Raw genomic sequence first — 17,237 nt, 5'->3', positions numbered from 1 at the left:
TCTAAACGTGATTCGCCCTCTGGCATGGAATTTTCCGTTTCTTCGGGTGAAAATGCGGTGCTAATCCTTTGATTAGAAACGGCAATACCCACTTTCTGCACCGTAGCGCTTTTGTATGGCGGTTTTTTCTGTTATACTAATCGAACTGATAGTCAGGACCCATCCGCGGCTTAAGGTCTCGCCACCCCGATTTGGTGCGCGCGCGCCTTGGTCTCGCTCCGGCAGTTCCGTTCAAAACACACCTTTCGAGGGCGCTTTTGCACCCCCGCGAGGAGTTTTCGTCTTTGAATGGCGCGACTGTGATGACGAGGTGGTGGGGCCTGAATGAATATGTCTGGACCCGTAAAGGAAGACTTGAATGAGCAAGAAAAAGCTTGATTTCCGCCCGAACGAATATGTCGTTTACCCTTCGCATGGGGTGGGCAAAATCGTCTCGATCGAAGAGCAGGAAATCGCTGGTATCGAATTGGAATTGTTCGTCATTTCCTTTGAAAAGGATAAGATGACCCTGCGGGTTCCAACCCATAAGGCGACCGAGGTTGGCATGCGTTGCTTGGCCAGTGACGTTGAAGTGTCCAAAGCCATGGACACGCTTAAGGGCAAAGCTCGTGTTAAACGCGCCATGTGGTCGCGTCGTGCGCAGGAATATGAACAGAAAATCAACTCGGGTGATCTGATTGCAATTGCCGAAGTGGTGCGCGACCTTCACCGCAGCGATGATCAGCGCGAGCAAAGCTATTCCGAACGTCAGCTTTATGAAGCCGCACTTGAGCGTTTGACCCGCGAAGTTGCCGCCGTTGGTGGCGGGGACGAGCTGGCCGCACAGAAAAAAGTCAGCGATGTCCTTATGTCGCGTGCCGCTGCGGCCTAAATCGGTTATAGTTGCCCGTAATTTGTAGCAGTCATTTTTTAGATTCGTGCCTGCAACACGTAACCGCCGCTTAAATCCATGTGATCTAAGCGGCGGTTTTTTTTGATTATGTCGCAAGGCTGGCCAAGACGCATAAGGCGGCGATTTCGGCCAATTGCTGACTGGACCCAAGGATATCTCCGGTTTGCCCATTGATTTTGGCCTTGGCAAGTGCGGCCAATCCAATGGTGGTCACGCTAATCCAGATGAACATCGGCAATACCGCAGTTCCCACGATTAGGACGGCCAACGCCAGTGCCACCACCGTGCCAAGAATTGCGGTTTTACGTGTGGGGCGCCCCACAGATTGAGACAGCCCTGTGCCCCGCGCATTTGGCATGGCGGCCATTAATATCACCATTGGCACCCGGCTGAGCAACCCAACCACCATGAGCGATGCAATGGAAAAGGGGGCTGCCAGAACGGCCATCAAGCCCATGCCGCGCAAAAAAAGCGACAGGGAAATTGCGATCACCCCGTATGCGCCAATGTGGCTGTCTTTCATAATTTCAAGGCGTCGCGCCGGGGAATACCCCCCCCAAAGCCCGTCGACGGTGTCCGCAAGCCCGTCTTCGTGCAAAGCCCCTGTCATCAAGACCTGAGCGGATAGCGCAATAATGGCGGCAAGGGGCAGGGGCAACCCGAGGGTCATTAACGCAAGAGCGACCAACCCAGATATCGCACCAACAACAACTCCAACCAGCGGCCACGCCCAGGCCCCCGCAGCACCGCGAGCGGTGGCCGTTTCGGCATTTACAGGAACTGGCAACCGCGTCAGCAATCCCATTGCTGCGGGCAGGTCAATCATTTGAATGAGGGGGGTGTCGTGTTTGGCCATTTTTGGTCTCATGCGCTCTGGTTCGGATCTCTTGTCATCGGTAAAGAGGAGGGCAACAGGAATCAATCGGGGATCGGGTCATGACGGGTCAGACTTTTTCGACACTTGCAGAGTTTAATGCGTTGCTTGCAGGGGCTGCTGGGCCGGATGGCGCGGCGCGCGACGCGGCGCAAGAGCGGAACGGGCAACTGACCAAACCTCCTGGCGCGCTGGGGCGATTGGAAGATTTGGCCATTTGGTACGGCAGCTGGCGGGGCACGGGGCGTCCGGAACTGACCGCCCCTCAGGTGGTTATCTTTGCGGGAAACCATGGTGTAACCGCGCGCGGCGTATCTGCCTTTCCGGCGGAAGTGACTGAGCAGATGGTGTTGAACTTCCAGCATGGCGGTGCTGCAATCAATCAGCTTTCCAAAGCCTTTGGCGCCAATATGGATGTCCATGCTTTGGACCTTGACCGCCCAACACAGGATTTCACTCAGGGGCCTGCTATGGACGAAGCCGAGGTTGTGGCGGCGTTGCTTACGGGTTGGAATGCGGTTGATCCCAAGGCAGATCTTTTGGTTACCGGGGAAATGGGCATTGGCAACACGACCTCTGCGGCGGCAATTGCATATGCGCTGCTGGGGGGCGAGGCTGGTGATTGGACCGGGCGTGGAACTGGCGTGGATGAAACCGGAATAATGTTGAAATCTCAGGTGGTTGCTGAAGGTCTTGCGGCCAACCCCACGGCCAATGGGGATGGGTTGGAAGCCTTGCGGTGCCTGGGAGGGCGTGAACTTGCTGCAATGGCTGGGGCGATTGCGCGTGCGCGCGTTGAACGTATCCCGGTCATTTTGGACGGGTTCATCTGTTCAGCCGCCGCGATGTGCTTGGAAAAATCTGTGCAAGGTGCGCTTGACCATACTGTTGCAGGCCATGTGTCTGCAGAAGCAGCCCATGGGCGCGTGTTGAAAGCCTTGAACAAAGAGCCACTCTTGGCGCTTGGGATGCGGTTGGGTGAAGGATCAGGTGCCGCTTTGGCCATTGGTGTTCTGAAGGGGGCAATCGCCTGCCATTCTGGTATGGCCACATTTGCAGAAGCGGGTGTGTCAGCGGGCTGATACGATAAGGTTCCCCCATAAAAACGCCCCTATTTATTGGGGCGTTTTGCTGGGCCTCACATCCTGTTCCAACGGTGATTTGTTGCGCTCATTTCGGCATATTGGTGGGTCAGGTTTATCGGCGGGCCTGCTGAATTTCATTGCTGAGACGACCAATGCGCTCGAGCTGTGCTTTGATCCGCTCCTGAAACGTCATGAGCTGTGTGATAATATCGTTGAGCGCGTCGCCCGCATCGGGCAGGCGGGCGCTTTCGATTTTACACATGACGCGGGTTGTGGACAGGCCAATGATATGGCGGTTCATCACTTCGCAGGCTTTGGTAATCCGATCCGCTTCATGAACAACTTCGTTGAAGCAGGATTTATATTTTTGCCTGTAGGACGAGACAATCTTCTGCAACAAAGCACGTTCGTCGCCCAGGTTGACCCCGCCCAGATTGCGGCGCTCATCGGCTAGTTGGGCCTCACTCTCTGCGAGGATACGGGCCATTCCTGCAAGGTCCAATGCACGCAGCACAGATCCCTTGATGGTTAAAAAATTGCTTGTTTCCCCAAGGACGTGGGTTTCAAACCATTGTGACATTTCGCGTGACATGGTTCCGTAGTTCTGTGACAGCGTTGAAACGGGGCCTCCCGTGGGTTCGAGCCGTGAGGCGATGACCCGCAAGTTATGAGGAATGGTGCGCATGGCTTCGAATTCGCTGATCAACAGCTCGGTTTGCTGGGTTAATTCCTGCGCCAGATCGATCATTTTCCGGAAGTCAGCGACTTCGCGGTCCTCTGGTTTGCCCAGTTTTGCATCGCGAGACATTAACTCTTCGGACAGAGAATAGGACGCAAAATGCTCATAGCTGTCAAAACCAAGGGCAAGGATTTTTTCGCGCATCAGGTTTGCACTGTCTTCGGGTGGCAAATTGTTTGTGTTTTCCTCGTGCAGCAACTCAGCATAAAGGGTTTTAACGGTTTGCAGCATGTCAGAGGACGGTTTGATCCGCGCCGAGAGATACCCGTCACCGAAGGGGACCATCACGGCATAGACCCAATAATGCAGCCCATCTTTCGAGAGGTTTTTAACATAGCCCCCGATTGTACGGCCGCTTTTTAGCTCATCCCAAATTTTCCAGAACACGCCACGCGGCATATCCGGATGGCGGATGATCTTGTGAGGCCGCCCAAGAAGTTCGTCCCATTGATAATGTGCAACGCGTTGGAAGACATGGTTACCCGAGAGAATAACCCCGCGATCGTCCGTGCGTGAAAAGAAGATCTCGTTGAAATGAAAGGGGGCTTCGCCTGTTTCAGGACGGTTTTCAATACGGCGGTTAACAAAGCTCACAGGTCAATTCCACTCTCTAGATCAGATACCTTAGTTTTAAGGTGAAGATCTTCCCGGTTGGTTAATATTGGTGGAAAAATGACCCATTCGTTCGCGCATTTCGTTTCATCGTGTGGGTAAGGGCGCGTCCGCCTTTAATTGGTTCATGACAATTTGACTTTGCACCCGCGACACAGAGGGGTGCGGTAATAAAACGTCATGAATCAATCGGTTAAGTGCTTCGAGGTCGGTACAATAAACCCGCAGCAAATAGTCGGCGGCCCCTGTCAGGGTCCAGGCGGAAATCACCTCGGTTCGTGTGTCGATCAATTGGGCAAAAGATTTTGCGGCTTCTGGGGCGTGGCTGGCCATTTCGACCTGAACAAAGCTTTGTACCGACAGGCCAAGCTTCATGGGGTCCAGCCGCGCGGCGTAGCCTGTCACCAGGCCTTGTTCCTCAAGCCGCTGACGGCGCCGCCCGGCTTGGCTGGCCGACAGGTTTAGCCGCTCGCCCAACTCTTGCGCGGTGAGGTGGGCATTTTTCTGCAATGCTTCAAGCAGACGAGAATCTATTTGGTCGAGCGTCGGCATGGGATGGTCCTTTGGTGCGGAAATTGCGCGCATTATTTAGCATATGTGCGAAAACTGCGCAATATCAGGGTCGATTCCGCACCACAATGCGCACTTTCCGTCTGTTCTATGGACTACGATCTTCACAGGTTAAGAAATGCGAATGAGGAGATCCCAATGGGTCCGTTCCCCCACGATGCGCCACGCGCCATGATTTCAGAGAAAAACCCCGCAGGTACGGATGGGTTTGAGTTTGTCGAATTTGCCCATCCCGAGCCACAAGAGCTGCGCGATGTGTTTGCAAAAATGGGCTTCTCCCACACCGCCAACCACAAAACCCGCAATGTAGAACTGTGGCAACAAGGCGATGTGAGCTATCTCATCAATATGGAACCCGGCAGTCAGGCTGAGAAATTCAGCGAAGAACATGGACCCTGTGCGTCGGCCATGGGCTGGCGTGTTGTGGATGCCCAGCATGCCTTTGATCATGCGGTGAAGATGGGGGCGAAACCCTATGAAGGTGGTGGAAAATCACTGGATGTGCCTGCGATTTACGGCATTGGTGACAGCCTGATTTACTTCATCGACCAATACCATGAGCAGAGCGCCTATAATACCGAGTTTGACTGGGTGGCCGATGCCTATCCGAAAGGCGAAGGGTTCTATTACCTCGATCACCTCACCCACAACGTCTTTAAGGGCAATATGGATGTGTGGTTCAAATTCTACGGTGATCTGTTTGGGTTTGAAGAAATCCGTTTTTTCGACATTCAGGGCAAATTCACCGGGCTTTTCTCGCGTGCGCTGACCTCGCCCTGTGGCAAGATCCGTATCCCGTTAAACGAAGACCGCGGCGAGACAGGCCAAATTGTTGCCTACCTTAAGAAATACAACGGCGAGGGCATCCAGCATATCGCCGTGGGCACAGAAGATATCTATGGGTCGGTCGCCGCAATTGCTGATCGCGGGCTGAAATTTATGCCCGGTCCAAATGAAGCTTATTACGACATGTCATATGACCGCGTCTCCGGCCATGACGAGCCCAAAGAGCTGATGATGAAACATGGCATCCTGATCGACGGTGAAGGGGTTGTTGGTGGTGGCGAGACCCGCATTCTTCTGCAAATCTTCTCAAAAACCGTGATCGGCCCGATCTTTTTCGAATTTATCCAGCGCAAAGGCGATGATGGGTTCGGCGAAGGCAATTTCAAAGCTCTGTTTGAATCGATTGAACGCGAGCAGATTGAAAACGGCGAACTCGGGGATGTGGCGTAAGGCCTAAGTCCCTGAAAGAAAACACCACTCACGACAACAGCCGCTCCTTTTTAGGGGCGGCTGTTTCTTTGAACACAGACGCCTCAAATGCATGTGGAAATCTGAAAAACAGGTTTGGCGCAATACGCATTAGCTAAACGGCAAGACCTGCAATGTTTTGGACCGAGAGCCTTTTTTATAGACCAGTTTGCTTGCGGAAATTGACACCACCTTGCCGCCATCTAAACGATCCCCAATGCCAACCTTTACATATCGCCCCGACGGTAAACGCACCAAAGCGCGCCGCTTGGATGAACTGCCATAGATGCCAATCAAACTGACTTTGCGAAGGGAAATGGCATTTTTAACAGTCGCTTGCTTTGCCACCGAAGCACGGGTGGGAATGGCCGGGGTGACTGTTTGATTGCGCGGGGCAGCGGCCACAACCACAGATCCATCTGAGGCATCCTTTGCACGGGCGGCTTCCATCAATTTATCAAACCCTTGCGGGCGCGACTTCGGTTCGGGGGACCGGGTAACAGCCAGCTGAGTGGGCGCGGTGACCGCCGCCGCCGCCGCCGCGGCAGCGTCATCAATTGCGGCGTTGGCAACGGCGTCGAAAATCGCCGCGGCTTGCTGTGTCAAGGCTGCGATGGACTGTGGACGCGGTTTGGGACGCAGGCCTGCCATTTCAACGCGGGACCGTCCGCCAAAAAGCTCGCGCTCATTGCTTTCGATCAGCCCATCAGGTCGGCTTTTGGGGCGAATGCTGGGGGCGGTGTTTTCCACCAATGGCGCGGTGTCTTGCGTATCATCCCCTGGCCGTTCTGCGGGAACCACGCTGGGGCGTCCGGCAATGACCAAAACCCCTTCTGGCGTCAGACTGCCCTGCGGCGTTGCCCGAACCAATCCGCGTTCATCAAGATCAAATCGCGTACCGCTGGGCGGCGGGGCCAAAAGCTCCGTTGGGGCGTTTTCAAGCGCCGCCAACTTGTCCGAGGGCAAGGCAACCGCATCATGCCCCGAGGTGACGGGGTCGATTGAGGCCACATACAGCCCGTCAAGCCGCCCGACGACATGATCCGTAAGCGGATCTGGCGCGCGCTCCCATATTCCGGTGGCCGCGTATCGGGTTTCTGCCGCTTCCGCCGAGAGAGGCTCAGGTCGTATCTGCGGATCACCTTCACCCAAGCTGGCGTCTGTCTCAGTATCGGCACCTGACGGGGCATCAGGATCAAACTCGCTGAACCGATCCTCTCCCTCTGGGTCAAATTCAGGCAGGCTGGCGAAGCGATCCTCTGTGCCAGTCTCCGGTCCGGTTGTGATTGCACTTTCAAACTGATCGTCGCGTCCGGGAAACAGGCCCGTGCTTTGGTCGGACAGAAAAAACATCGACCAAACAGCAACGATTGCCAAAACCAAAAGTAGGCCAAGCACGAGGAAAAGACCAAGGAATTTGGGCTTTCCACCAACAGTCTGCTGGGCACGAGCGCCAAATATGGTGAGGGCGTCGGCCTCGATTGTTGCAGCACTTGCTGCGGTTGTTTTGTGGTGCGCTCCCCGAGGTCTCGATTGGGATGGCGGCATGTCACCGGGGATAGGGCCTGCGACCGAGGTGTCTTCGATCGGGTGTTCCTGTGCGGCGGCCTTTTGGCGTTTGGGCAAGGCGCTCGCGGTACGACTGGCCAACGCAGACGCGGCGCTGGCGGCTGTTGTTGCGCCGGCCAGGCCACTTGAAATTCCTTTGCTTAATCCTTTTCCAAGCCCCGCGCGGGCGGCGTCTTGCAGCTTTCGTGCGCCCTGTTTGGCGCGCTTCGTGGGGGCAGGCGCCGCCGACCGCTCGGACTTGCCGACCACATTTGGCGCGGTGACTGGAACATGGGCCTGTTTTTGCGGTTGCGCCGGGCGCCCCACATCACTTCCTGAGCTTGGAGGGGCGACAAGGATGCGCGGTGCGATGCTTTGGCTGGGCAGGGGCGCATCTGTGCTGGCGTCTGGCTGCGCGTCAATGCTGCGCCGTGTCGAAAACGCGGGTGGGGCATCGGCGGCCGCTGGGGTGCGAGGCGATGGTCCCGTGACTGGGGCTGGTGGCTTTTGTGCGCTGTCCAATTTAGCTGCGGCAACAGGGGCGTCGGCCGTCTTTCCCGCCTCGTCATTTTGGCCCGCCTCGTCATTTTGGTGAGCGGGCGACGTGAGGCTTGGTGCTTTTGGCAGGCGGCCCAGAGGGGCGGGTTGCGCGCCCGGTTCAGCACTGTCATCTGCGGGTTCAAATGCCGGAGGGAAAGGGGCAAGTTCAGGCATATCCGAGGGGGATTGAACCGCAGGCGATTTTGACGAGGCCGTCATTTGCGGCGGGTGTATTGCCTCTTCATCCGGGGCACCTTTCAGTGCCTGAGAAGGTGATGCTTTGACATTTGCGTCGGGTGCGCCGGGCGCTGCGTCAGGCTCTGTGGGGGCGATCTCTGTGCGTTCGATTGTGGCGACGCCTGTGCCCATCAACGCCGGAATAGGGCGGCGATCTGGATCGACTTTGGCGCCGTTTCGCAAAAATTGATCCGCACAGGAGGTTGCGCCAAAATAGACTTGCCGGTCAAAACTTCCATGGGCGCGCGCGCAAAAGCACACTGGGTTCAACCGGTTATCAAGTGCAAACCCTTCGGCCTCGGCCAAGGTTTCGCGGGCAATGACCGCCACATGGGCCATGTCGCCATCTGCGTGCCAATCGAACAGAAGCTCATCAACCGGATAGGGGGTCAGCCCCTCTAACCCTTCGCGAATACGCGCTTCTCGGGTGATGTTATCGGGACCGGGCGCTGTCATTGTCGTGAACAGGATCTCGGACGCAGGGACGATCAATTGGCTGGTGAACCCACCGCTTTCCAGATCAACTGCTGTTTGGCGCATCATGCCAAGGCGGGCGGTCAGGTCTGGGTCGTCCAGACGAACCTCTCCTGCCAGCAGCCAGCCCCCTTTGCTGCGATGCAAAAGGCCAATACCGTCATGGGTCAGATCAAGCGCAAAATTTGGCGTCATACCCGTCTCACATTCCTAATTCCCGCAACCAAACACACACGATCAAACCGCGCAGGCCCCAGCGCCACATACCCCGACCAGTTCACACCAAAGATGTCCTGGCCATATTCTTTCTGCCACCGCTTTGAAACTATAGCAGGATTTTGCCCATGGGAAGGGGGCGCGAGGCTTTCGATTGAATGGGGCGACAATTGGCGCAAGTTGCTGGAAAATAGGGACGTAACATGAAGAAATTACTCGGTATTTTTGCCACTTTCGCTGCGCATTGGGGTCTGTTTCAGCGCTCGCAGGCGCGGTTGCGACCTTACGGATCACGGGCTGGGCCAGTGTCTCGGCCGCACCAGACATGGCGCGATCGCTATTGGGCGTGCGCTTGACGCGAATGATGCGGTTGCGGTCAGAGGACAGTAGGCGTGGCATCGGAGGCTGGGATGGCGGCTGGGATGGCGGCGGGGATGGCCCTGGGAAAGATTACTGTGCTGTCTTTCGTCCCGTCGTCTGGGGCAATGCCGAACATGGGCGTGCGCGGTATGGCAGATGCATCAAACATGCCGATTGTAGCGGGTAACGCGGAGATTTCGGCGCAGGTTCAAATGGCATAATAATTGATGTCGAGAGATTAAGTTCACAACGTAACTCATTGAAATAAAATGGCCGCCATAAATAGATGGCGCATTCCGAATTTTGGGACACAAAAGCAACGCCTGTCGAGTTTTCGCTCGGCAGGCGTTTGATATTGAACAGTCTTTTCTGATAGTAGATTGTTCATTGCCCGGGAGAAAAGTCCCGGAGCCACACTTTTCAAAAAAATGCGGTTAAGTCTTTGGTTTTGGGAGAGTTGGCCAATATGAACACCGCCTGGCGGAGGGCGACTTGACCAAACGAAACAGAACGAAAGGCTGTGTCGCTGTGAAGTCCGTGCCCAAACTGTCTCTTCCTCAAATCTACCCTGAAATCGGGGATACAATCAACCTCAACTGCTGTGGCGATCCCGACTGCGGGAACTACGGTATTGCGCCTGACTTCATCTACCAATCCTTCGTAGGTAGAAACGCTCAGGCGAGAAAGCAAAAGGCATTTGCGACAAATCCTTCGTTGGGCAAAGGTAGAGGGAAATACACCATCACTGGCGACCAAGATTCTCAGGTTGTCTCAACAGCCCTCGAATACTCGAAGGATGCTCGGCAGTGGGAAGATGGGAAGTCTCTGGTATGCCATCACCTGCAGGACAATCACGACTGCGACGTATCTTTCAATGTTCTTTCGAACAAACACTTCGAGTCAGAGTTTGGCCGACTGATCACTCAAACGGGGTTCTGGAAGGCCCAGTTTGCGGCCACTGCGGCGCAAGATATCTCGAACAGCCGGGCGACTTCATTTTCAATGGCGCCCATGGGAAGATCCCCGCCGGAAAGAACGGGCGCAAAGCAAAGCCAGCTGGATTCAGAGTTATTCACAAGCCTTGCAAGGGCAAAGCGGGTGCACGTTTTTCAGTATCCGTTGATCACCAACAGCAGGAAAAAATGCATGACAATGTCAGACTGCTGCGCGCGTTGGTCAATGGTGCCGGTATCTCCGCTCTGAGGAAGCTGTTGGCTGATCCAGACACGAGTAAGAAATGCGGGGTTGAGCGTGTTTATAACAGGATATTCTGGCTGGAAAAAACACTGTTGGCGTTTGAGCGGGCGAAGCTGAAAGAATGGAGGGACAAGAGCGAAGCACAGGGTGGCCACCCTCACATGCGAATTGCCCATGATGATGTTGTTATCAGCGTCAATTGGGAAAGCCGCTCCGATCGACGCCTGACCCCTCTGCAGTGCTCCGTCAGTGCCGATATCGACACAGGCTATGTGTTTCGCATAGATGCAAATTTCGACACAACGGTCGACCCAGTTCAGGCAGTTCAGGAGAATTACCTGGACGACCAACTGATGCCCACCAATGTGCGACAGGCCTATGCACAGAAATCCGGGCACAATTTTACCGTTCCATCAATGCATTTCCAAAGACCAACAGGGCGATACGAAGAAGCCGCACTGTTTGCCAGTGCTGAAAGCCATTGGCGTGTCTTCAGTCAAAGGCTCGACAAGGCATATGCAGCCCAAGGGTTGACCCAACTTCCACAGGATGCACTGGATGAGATTGCCAATGCAAACGAGCATAGGAAAATCATCAATACTTTGCGCAATGGATATTTCAGCTTTCAGGAAACAGACCGCGATTCCCGCGGGAGTTTCAATGGATCTGTTGTGAAGCCAACATACACAAAGGCCGCCCACCTGGCGTGTCTTCGTGATCTATTGCCTGCTAAGCGCCTGACAATCGTTGGTGAGCAAGAAGCAACCATGGTTCGGGTCGTGCCGCACATTTTCCGCGATTGGATCGAAGAAGACCGTTTCGAATGGCATGTCATGCATTTCGACAAAAATGCCTCGGAGCCCGAAAACTCCCGCAGAGCAACGGCATTCAAAACAGCTCTCGATGTCTTCAAGGCGCGCGCATGCGTCCGGGCAGACACAAACATCTGATTACGCGCTCCTGTCTCAGTATTGCGCCAGCACAATGGTTCCTGCCTTCAGTCGTGATCCCACGAGCCATATGACACCATTCCCAATCACCAATTTCCGGTCTGCGCAGTTTCCCCAGCTATGGGTCAAGTCTGGCATGGAAATCCATGGGGAGACGCGGAAAGTCGTTGGCTTTCCTGTCATTCGAAAGAAATATCGGCAGAAACTAAAACGCAGTGCATTTCATGTAATGCCTACAGACGCAGATCTCTGCGATGCACTTGCTCGCCGATACATCAAAGCAACTATCCACCCGGTCTCAAGCTTCATGAATTCTCTCCGTGAGAGGGTTAGTCCCACCAAAAGGGCTGGAGGAAGATCCGCTCGAAATGGCCCAAGCTACATTAACGGCGCTACTTACAATCCTGCAGTCTTAGTGGCGTTCCTAACCATCTATCGCATCTACTATAACTGGTTCGAAGTGCGCCCCTATTCGAGTGCTTCCGCAAGGAGTTCCAATCAGGTCGCGGTATCAAGCGGGACGCAGTCAATCCGGCACCCTGGGTCAAAGGTGAAAGTCAAAGCACCCAAGCAAAGAAAGCTGGCACCGGTCCAAAGCACGCCAGCGCTGAGGTTGGGAGCTGATGCGCGTAGGATGACACCGACCACTCGTGCCACCCCGTGATCCACGGCGCATCCTTTATAGGCCGTGGCTGTATCACGGAACACCGCTCTGGAAGAAGTTCGAGACACGGTAAAAATCCTTTTTGTTGAGGTTGTTGGATTAGCGCGATCCAGGGAAATTGTTGTTTGCGACGCCGCAAAGCCACAACTACCCTATGAGCTGTGCAGGAGTGTGGCTTTTCAATTCAATTTGCGAAAAAGGAACTTTTATGGACCCTTATACTATCATCGCATTGCTCTGGTTTTTCAGTGCTCCTCTATTTTTCATTCTATGGATCTTGGCCCGAAAGAAGCTGGCAAAAGCATCGAAAGAAGCCGAAGCAGTTGATGAAGAGTTGGGCAATCTCAAGACAAAATATTCAGCGATTACATCCATCGAAACTGAAGTCGAACGCTTGCAGAGGGATGCTGTCGAGCTTGAAGGTGGCATTCAGAAAACGCGGGCATCATATGCGGAGAAGCGCAAGCTGCTTGACCAATTGAAGGAACAGGTTGCAGTCTATGACGACCGATTGGCTATTGCAGAACTCGGTGTCTATGAGCCACATTTTGATTTTGGTGATAGCGAAACCTATAAGGACCAGATCAAAGAAATCCGGGCCCGCGAGAAAGCGATGGTATCGGCCAGGGAAGCAACAATTTGCCCGACAGATTGGACCGTCGAAGGTAGTCGCGCAAAAGGGCAAACAATGATCAACCGTCAAACCCGATTGACCATGCGAGCTTTTAACAATGAGTGCGAGGCCGCGATTGCCAACACGCGTTGGAACAATGTGGTTGCAATGGAAAAGCGGATTTTGAATGCCGCCAAAGCGATCTCGAAAGAGAACACCTCAATGAATCTCGACATCAATGATGACTATGTGGCGATGAAAATTGATGAACTGCATCTGACCCATGAATACCGCGAGCAGATGAAAATCGAAAAAGATGAGCGGGCAGAACTCGCCAGGGCGGAAAGAGAAGAAAAGAAACTCCTCGCGGAAGCTCGGGCTGCTGAGAAAGAGGTGCAGAAGTATCAAGCGCTTCTCGAAAAAGCTCGGAAAGAAGCAGACGTTGGCGAGACCAGCGAGGCCATGCAAAAGAAGCTTCAAGAACTTGAAGCCGCATTGGAGCAAGCTCACGCCACGAGCGAAAGGGCGCGTGCTATGGCCGAAATGACCAGGTCTGGCTATGTCTATGTCATCTCAAATATCGGCTCCTTCGGAGAGGACATGGTCAAAATTGGCTTGACCCGACGCCTGGACCCCAATGATCGCGTTCGGGAGTTGGGCGATGCCAGTGTTCCTTTCACCTTTGACACTCATGCGATGATCTATTCGGAGGAGGCCCCAGCATTGGAGGGAGCTCTCCATAAAGAGTTTGCGGAAAAGCGTGTGAATATGGCGAACATGCGAAAAGAATTTTTCCGAGTTTCACTTGATGAGGTAGAAAGTGCGGTAATCAGGCTTGCTCCCGACGCTGATTTTTTCACAGACCGTGAAGCTCAGGAATGGCATGAAACAATGGCGCGGAGAAAGGAGAAGCTAATGGAAGCAAACAATAAAGATGCGGAAGAGCTTCCCGCTGAAATCTAAGCTGATTCAAATCATGCCTAAGAAATAGAGAGACCTCGGCATATTTTTGCCGAGGTCTTTTTGTGTCCCAAAATCCGGAATGCGCCAATAAATAGACGGCCATTTTTGGTTTGGTGTAAACTTATGCGGTTGCCGCGGTCAGCGCCTGATCCAGATCGGCGATGATGTCCGCTGCGTTCTCAGTTCCGATGGAAATGCGCACCACATTTGCACCCGCGCCTGCGGCCTCTTGCTGTTCTGGCGACAGTTGGCGGTGGGTGGTGGAAGCGGAGTGAATGATCAGCGAACGGGTGTCGCCAAGGTTGGCCACATGGCTGAACAGCTTCAGGCTGTCGACCAGCTTAACGCAGGCGTCATATCCGCCCTTTACGCCGACTGTGAACAACGCACCCGCGCCTTTCGGAAACAGCTCTTTGCCGCGCGCATGATACGGCGACGAGGCAAGGCCCGCATAGGACACACTGTCAATTCGGGGGTCGGCTTCCAGCCATTCCGCCACTTGTTGCGCGTTCTCAACGTGTTTTTCCATGCGCAATGACAGGGTTTCAATCCCCATCAGCGTGTAATGTGCGGCTTGCGGGTTCATGGTCATGCCAAGGTCGCGTAGGCCAATGGCGATGCCGTGGAACGTATAGGCCATCGGGCCAAGTGCTGCGCCAAAAGTGATGCCGTGATAGGCCGGTTCGGGTTGACTGAGCGATGGAAACTTGTCCGAGGCCATCCAGTCAAACTTGCCGCTGTCCACAATTGCGCCGCCGGTTACGGTGCCATTGCCTGTCAAATATTTAGTGGTGGAATGCACCACCAAAGTCGCCCCCATTTCAATGGGGTTGCACAGATACGGCGTAGCGGCGGTGTTGTCGACAACCAGTGGCACACCGGCTTTGTCGGCAATCGCGGCCATTGCTGGAATATCGGTTGGCACGCCGGCAGGGTTGGCAAGGCTTTCGCAGAACAGCGCGCGCGTGTTGTCGTCGATTGCCGCCTCAACCGCGGCGGGGTCGTCGAAATCAACCAGTTTAGCCGACCAGCCGAACCGTTTGAATGTTTGTGTGAACTGGGTGACAGTGCCGCCATAAAGCTTGTTCGACGCAACGATATTCAGCCCGGGGCCCATCAGCGGAAACAGCGCCATAATTTGCGCGGCATGTCCAGACGAGCAGCACACGGCACCAGCCCCCCCCTCGAGTGCGGCAATGCGGTTTTGCAATGCGGCCACGGTGGGGTTGGTCAGGCGGGAATAGATATAGCCCACTTCCTCAAGATTAAACAAACGCGCCGCGTGATCCGCATCTTTGAACACATAGGCGGTGGTCTGATAAATCGGCACCTGACGGGCACCGGTCGCGGGATCAGGCTCGGTGCCTGCATGAATTTGCAATGTATCAAAGCCCAATTGGCGATCGTCTGACATGGAACTCTCCCTTATGTCTGTTGTGGGCAGGCTAGGGGAAAGCCTTGATGGCTTCAACGGGGCGTTGCGAATAGGGAGGGCGTTTACGCGGAATTTTCCGTCTGGGAACAAATTCTGCGATTTGGCGGATCTCTGGAATTTTTTTCGGTGAGGGGGCCGCGATCCCATGTGGGGCCTGCGCGTTTAAAGACACCCTTGGTGTCGGTTGCGCGCTGGACGTTCCCACGCCCGCAGGTTAAAGCGTTTCGTCATGACCTTGAAACACTGGTTTGTGACAGAACGTCCACATGTTGCTGGATTTCGTGGCGTTTCTCCCTTTCCCCATCTCAGGTTAAAGGCGTGCCACATTAGGCAAAGCCCCCCACGAAAGGATGCTCGATGTTAACCCCGTTCCACCTTGCCATTCATGTGACGGACCTTGCCGCTGCCCGTGCGTTTTACGCCGATGTCTTGGGGTGCAGTGAAGGGCGATCAACTGAAACTTGGGTGGATTTTAGCTTTTTTGGTCATCAGTTGAGCCTGCATCTGGGGGTGCCTTTTGCCACCACCGACAGCGGAAAAGTTGGTGCGCATATGGTGGCGATGCCGCATTTTGGAATTGTGTTGCCCTATGATCGCTGGCGCGATTTGGCGGACCGGCTTGAGGCCGCCGGGATCCAATGGGTGATCCCCCCGACTGCGCGCTTCAAAGGCGAACCGGGCGAACAATGGACGATGTTTTTCCGCGATCCATCTGGCAACCCCATAGAAGTCAAAGGGTTCAAAGATATGGGGGATGTCTTCGCCAGTTGATCACCGCATCCAAAACCCTTCGCGTTTGATCCGATTGCGGATCATCTGCTCGCGGCGTGGCAGGTTTTCACGATCAAACATGGCGCGGACTTTTTGACCACGCCCTTGATAGATCATTCGCAACATAGGCTCGTATTCTTTAAAGATTTTCTTGAGTTTATTGGGTGCAGAAACCGTCTCAATCACATCAATGACCTGGTCAGCTTCGCGCGCATAGGCCAAGGGCAGAATGCGCCAATGACAGCTGACATCGCCGTCCAATCCGTCAAGTTCCGGCCCCGGTCGTCCGCCCCCGAAAGAGGCGATTACAAGAGGCAGCGCAATTTGATCAAGCCAAGGGAATTTTTCCTGGCACACAAGCGCCTCTGGGGCATCGTCGCGGATCGCCAACGCATACTCCATGTAGCGCGCCCCAAAGTCTTGCGGACAGGCCCCGAAAAACCACCCGGCATTGAAATACATATAGCGTTCCCAATGTTCATCTGGTTCAGACAGATCAAGCGAGGCGTCAAAATCCAAGCCAAACTTGTCGTAAAGGGATTTCCACGTCTCGCCGTAGCCCGGACCATAAAGCTCAAGCTTTGGCCAGGTGTTTTCGCGCCGCATTGAGGCGGACGGGCGGTCGAAATCAAACGCGATGTCAGACAGTTTTCCGGTGATCACAGTATCACTGTCAAAAAACACAAAAGGCTCGCCTTTGGGCATTTTTGTCAGCGCTTCGATTTTATTGGCATTGGGGTAGCTGGCGCCAAAATGTTGGTTTTCAAAGGGCAGAATTTCAGCGCCCAAGCTTTCCAGCGCCTCTCGTACGACGGGGCGAATACGAGGATCATGGGGCCAGCGTTCACTCGGCTGAGGTTCGCCGATGAACACCCGGCCCTTGAAGTCAGGATCAGCGCTGCGCAGAGAGGCGACAAACAGCAATGCCTCATAAGACAGACGTCCCGCTTGCCCAATCAGTAAAATATTGAAACCGCTGGCTTTTCCATCTGCTTTTTTCCGCTTGGATGCATCGGATTTCGCTGCTGGTTTGACGGTTTTCGCCTTTGGCGTCGATTTTGCATTGCTTTTTGCAGGCGTGGGCGCCTCTTTTCGAATGGAATTGGCCGATTTTGCCTGCTTTTTCGCCGATTTAGCCATTGGTCTTTGCTCACCCTGTTCTTTTCGGGCAGTATAGGTCAGATCCCATTGCGTTGGGAAGGGGGCGAAGGTGCCTCCTTTGATCAAATGCGCGGGAATTCAT

14 protein-coding genes are annotated in these 17,237 nt (G+C 54.5%); 8 read left to right on the top strand and 6 right to left on the bottom strand.

The features are described 5' to 3' along the window. Window positions 1–358: 358 nt before the first annotated feature. Window positions 359–871 carry a CarD family transcriptional regulator gene (locus KKW20_RS15675; RefSeq protein ID WP_214568855.1) on the top strand — a complete coding sequence of 171 codons (513 nt, stop codon included), beginning with the start codon at window positions 359–361 and terminating at the stop codon, window positions 869–871. A gap of 106 nt (window positions 872–977) precedes the next feature. Here the strand turns inward: KKW20_RS15675 and cobS are convergent, their stop codons facing one another. Then, entirely contained in the window at window positions 978–1,748 is a 771-nt protein-coding gene (gene cobS / locus KKW20_RS15670) for an adenosylcobinamide-GDP ribazoletransferase (protein WP_246534647.1), read from the bottom strand. Window positions 1,749–1,828: 80 nt separating this feature from the next. Here cobS and cobT point away from each other — a divergent pair, with 80 nt between their 5' ends. Next, window positions 1,829–2,848, top strand: coding sequence for a nicotinate-nucleotide--dimethylbenzimidazole phosphoribosyltransferase (gene cobT, locus KKW20_RS15665; protein ID WP_214568853.1), 1,020 nt, complete (start codon window positions 1,829–1,831; stop codon window positions 2,846–2,848). 115 nt (window positions 2,849–2,963) lie between these two features. Here the strand turns inward: cobT and KKW20_RS15660 are convergent, their stop codons facing one another. After that, window positions 2,964–4,184 (bottom strand): PAS domain-containing protein, encoded by a 1,221-nt coding sequence (locus tag KKW20_RS15660; protein ID WP_214568852.1) that lies wholly within the window; start codon window positions 4,182–4,184, stop codon window positions 2,964–2,966. Window positions 4,185–4,289: 105 nt separating this feature from the next. Next, window positions 4,290–4,754, bottom strand: a complete 465-nt coding sequence (locus KKW20_RS15655) for an Lrp/AsnC family transcriptional regulator (RefSeq protein WP_214568851.1) — start codon at window positions 4,752–4,754, stop codon at window positions 4,290–4,292. A 156-nt stretch (window positions 4,755–4,910) separates the two neighbouring features. Here KKW20_RS15655 and hppD point away from each other — a divergent pair, with 156 nt between their 5' ends. Next, window positions 4,911–6,008: a 4-hydroxyphenylpyruvate dioxygenase gene (hppD, locus tag KKW20_RS15650; RefSeq protein WP_214568850.1), complete on the top strand. Its 1,098-nt coding sequence runs from the start codon at window positions 4,911–4,913 to the stop codon at window positions 6,006–6,008. 129 nt (window positions 6,009–6,137) lie between these two features. On the opposite strand, the gene KKW20_RS15645 is transcribed toward hppD, so the two are convergent. Next, window positions 6,138–9,020: a hypothetical protein gene (locus KKW20_RS15645; protein WP_214568849.1), complete on the bottom strand. Its 2,883-nt coding sequence runs from the start codon at window positions 9,018–9,020 to the stop codon at window positions 6,138–6,140. Between the two features lie 413 nt (window positions 9,021–9,433). On the opposite strand from KKW20_RS15645, the gene KKW20_RS15640 reads away from it, so the two are divergent. From KKW20_RS15640 to KKW20_RS15630, 4 genes are all read left to right on the top strand, one after another. After that, the gene (locus KKW20_RS15640) at window positions 9,434–9,622 is read left to right on the top strand and encodes a hypothetical protein (protein ID WP_214568848.1); all 189 of its coding nucleotides are present in this window, start codon (window positions 9,434–9,436) and stop codon (window positions 9,620–9,622) included. 271 nt (window positions 9,623–9,893) lie between these two features. Further along, window positions 9,894–10,604 (top strand): hypothetical protein, encoded by a 711-nt coding sequence (locus KKW20_RS16595; RefSeq protein WP_246534646.1) that lies wholly within the window; start codon window positions 9,894–9,896, stop codon window positions 10,602–10,604. Next, on the top strand, window positions 10,544–11,548 hold the full coding sequence (locus KKW20_RS16590; protein WP_246534645.1) for a hypothetical protein: 1,005 nt from the start codon (window positions 10,544–10,546) through the stop codon (window positions 11,546–11,548). Before KKW20_RS16595 ends, KKW20_RS16590 begins: the two co-directional genes overlap by 61 nt. An 872-nt stretch (window positions 11,549–12,420) precedes the next feature. Then, complete coding sequence (locus KKW20_RS15630; RefSeq protein WP_214568847.1) at window positions 12,421–13,788, top strand: SNIPE associated domain-containing protein; 1,368 nt, start codon at window positions 12,421–12,423, stop codon at window positions 13,786–13,788. A 121-nt stretch (window positions 13,789–13,909) separates the two neighbouring features. On the opposite strand, the gene KKW20_RS15625 is transcribed toward KKW20_RS15630, so the two are convergent. Next, the gene (locus tag KKW20_RS15625; protein ID WP_214568846.1) at window positions 13,910–15,202 is read right to left on the bottom strand and encodes an O-acetylhomoserine aminocarboxypropyltransferase/cysteine synthase family protein; all 1,293 of its coding nucleotides are present in this window, start codon (window positions 15,200–15,202) and stop codon (window positions 13,910–13,912) included. Between the two features lie 378 nt (window positions 15,203–15,580). Between KKW20_RS15625 and KKW20_RS15620 the strand changes: the two genes are divergently transcribed. Then, on the top strand, window positions 15,581–15,994 hold the full coding sequence (locus tag KKW20_RS15620; RefSeq protein WP_214568845.1) for a VOC family protein: 414 nt from the start codon (window positions 15,581–15,583) through the stop codon (window positions 15,992–15,994). On the opposite strand, the gene KKW20_RS15615 is transcribed toward KKW20_RS15620, so the two are convergent. Further along, a complete protein-coding gene (locus tag KKW20_RS15615; protein ID WP_246534644.1) occupies window positions 15,995–17,134 on the bottom strand; it encodes a hypothetical protein in 1,140 nt (379 codons plus the stop codon). Window positions 17,135–17,237 lie beyond the last annotated feature (103 nt).

The organism is Aliiroseovarius lamellibrachiae (genome assembly GCF_018599245.1).
Lineage (GTDB): Bacteria > Pseudomonadota > Alphaproteobacteria > Rhodobacterales > Rhodobacteraceae > Aliiroseovarius > Aliiroseovarius lamellibrachiae.
Note: the sequence above shows the minus strand (reverse complement) of the source record. Positions and strands in the feature narration are given on the sequence as shown.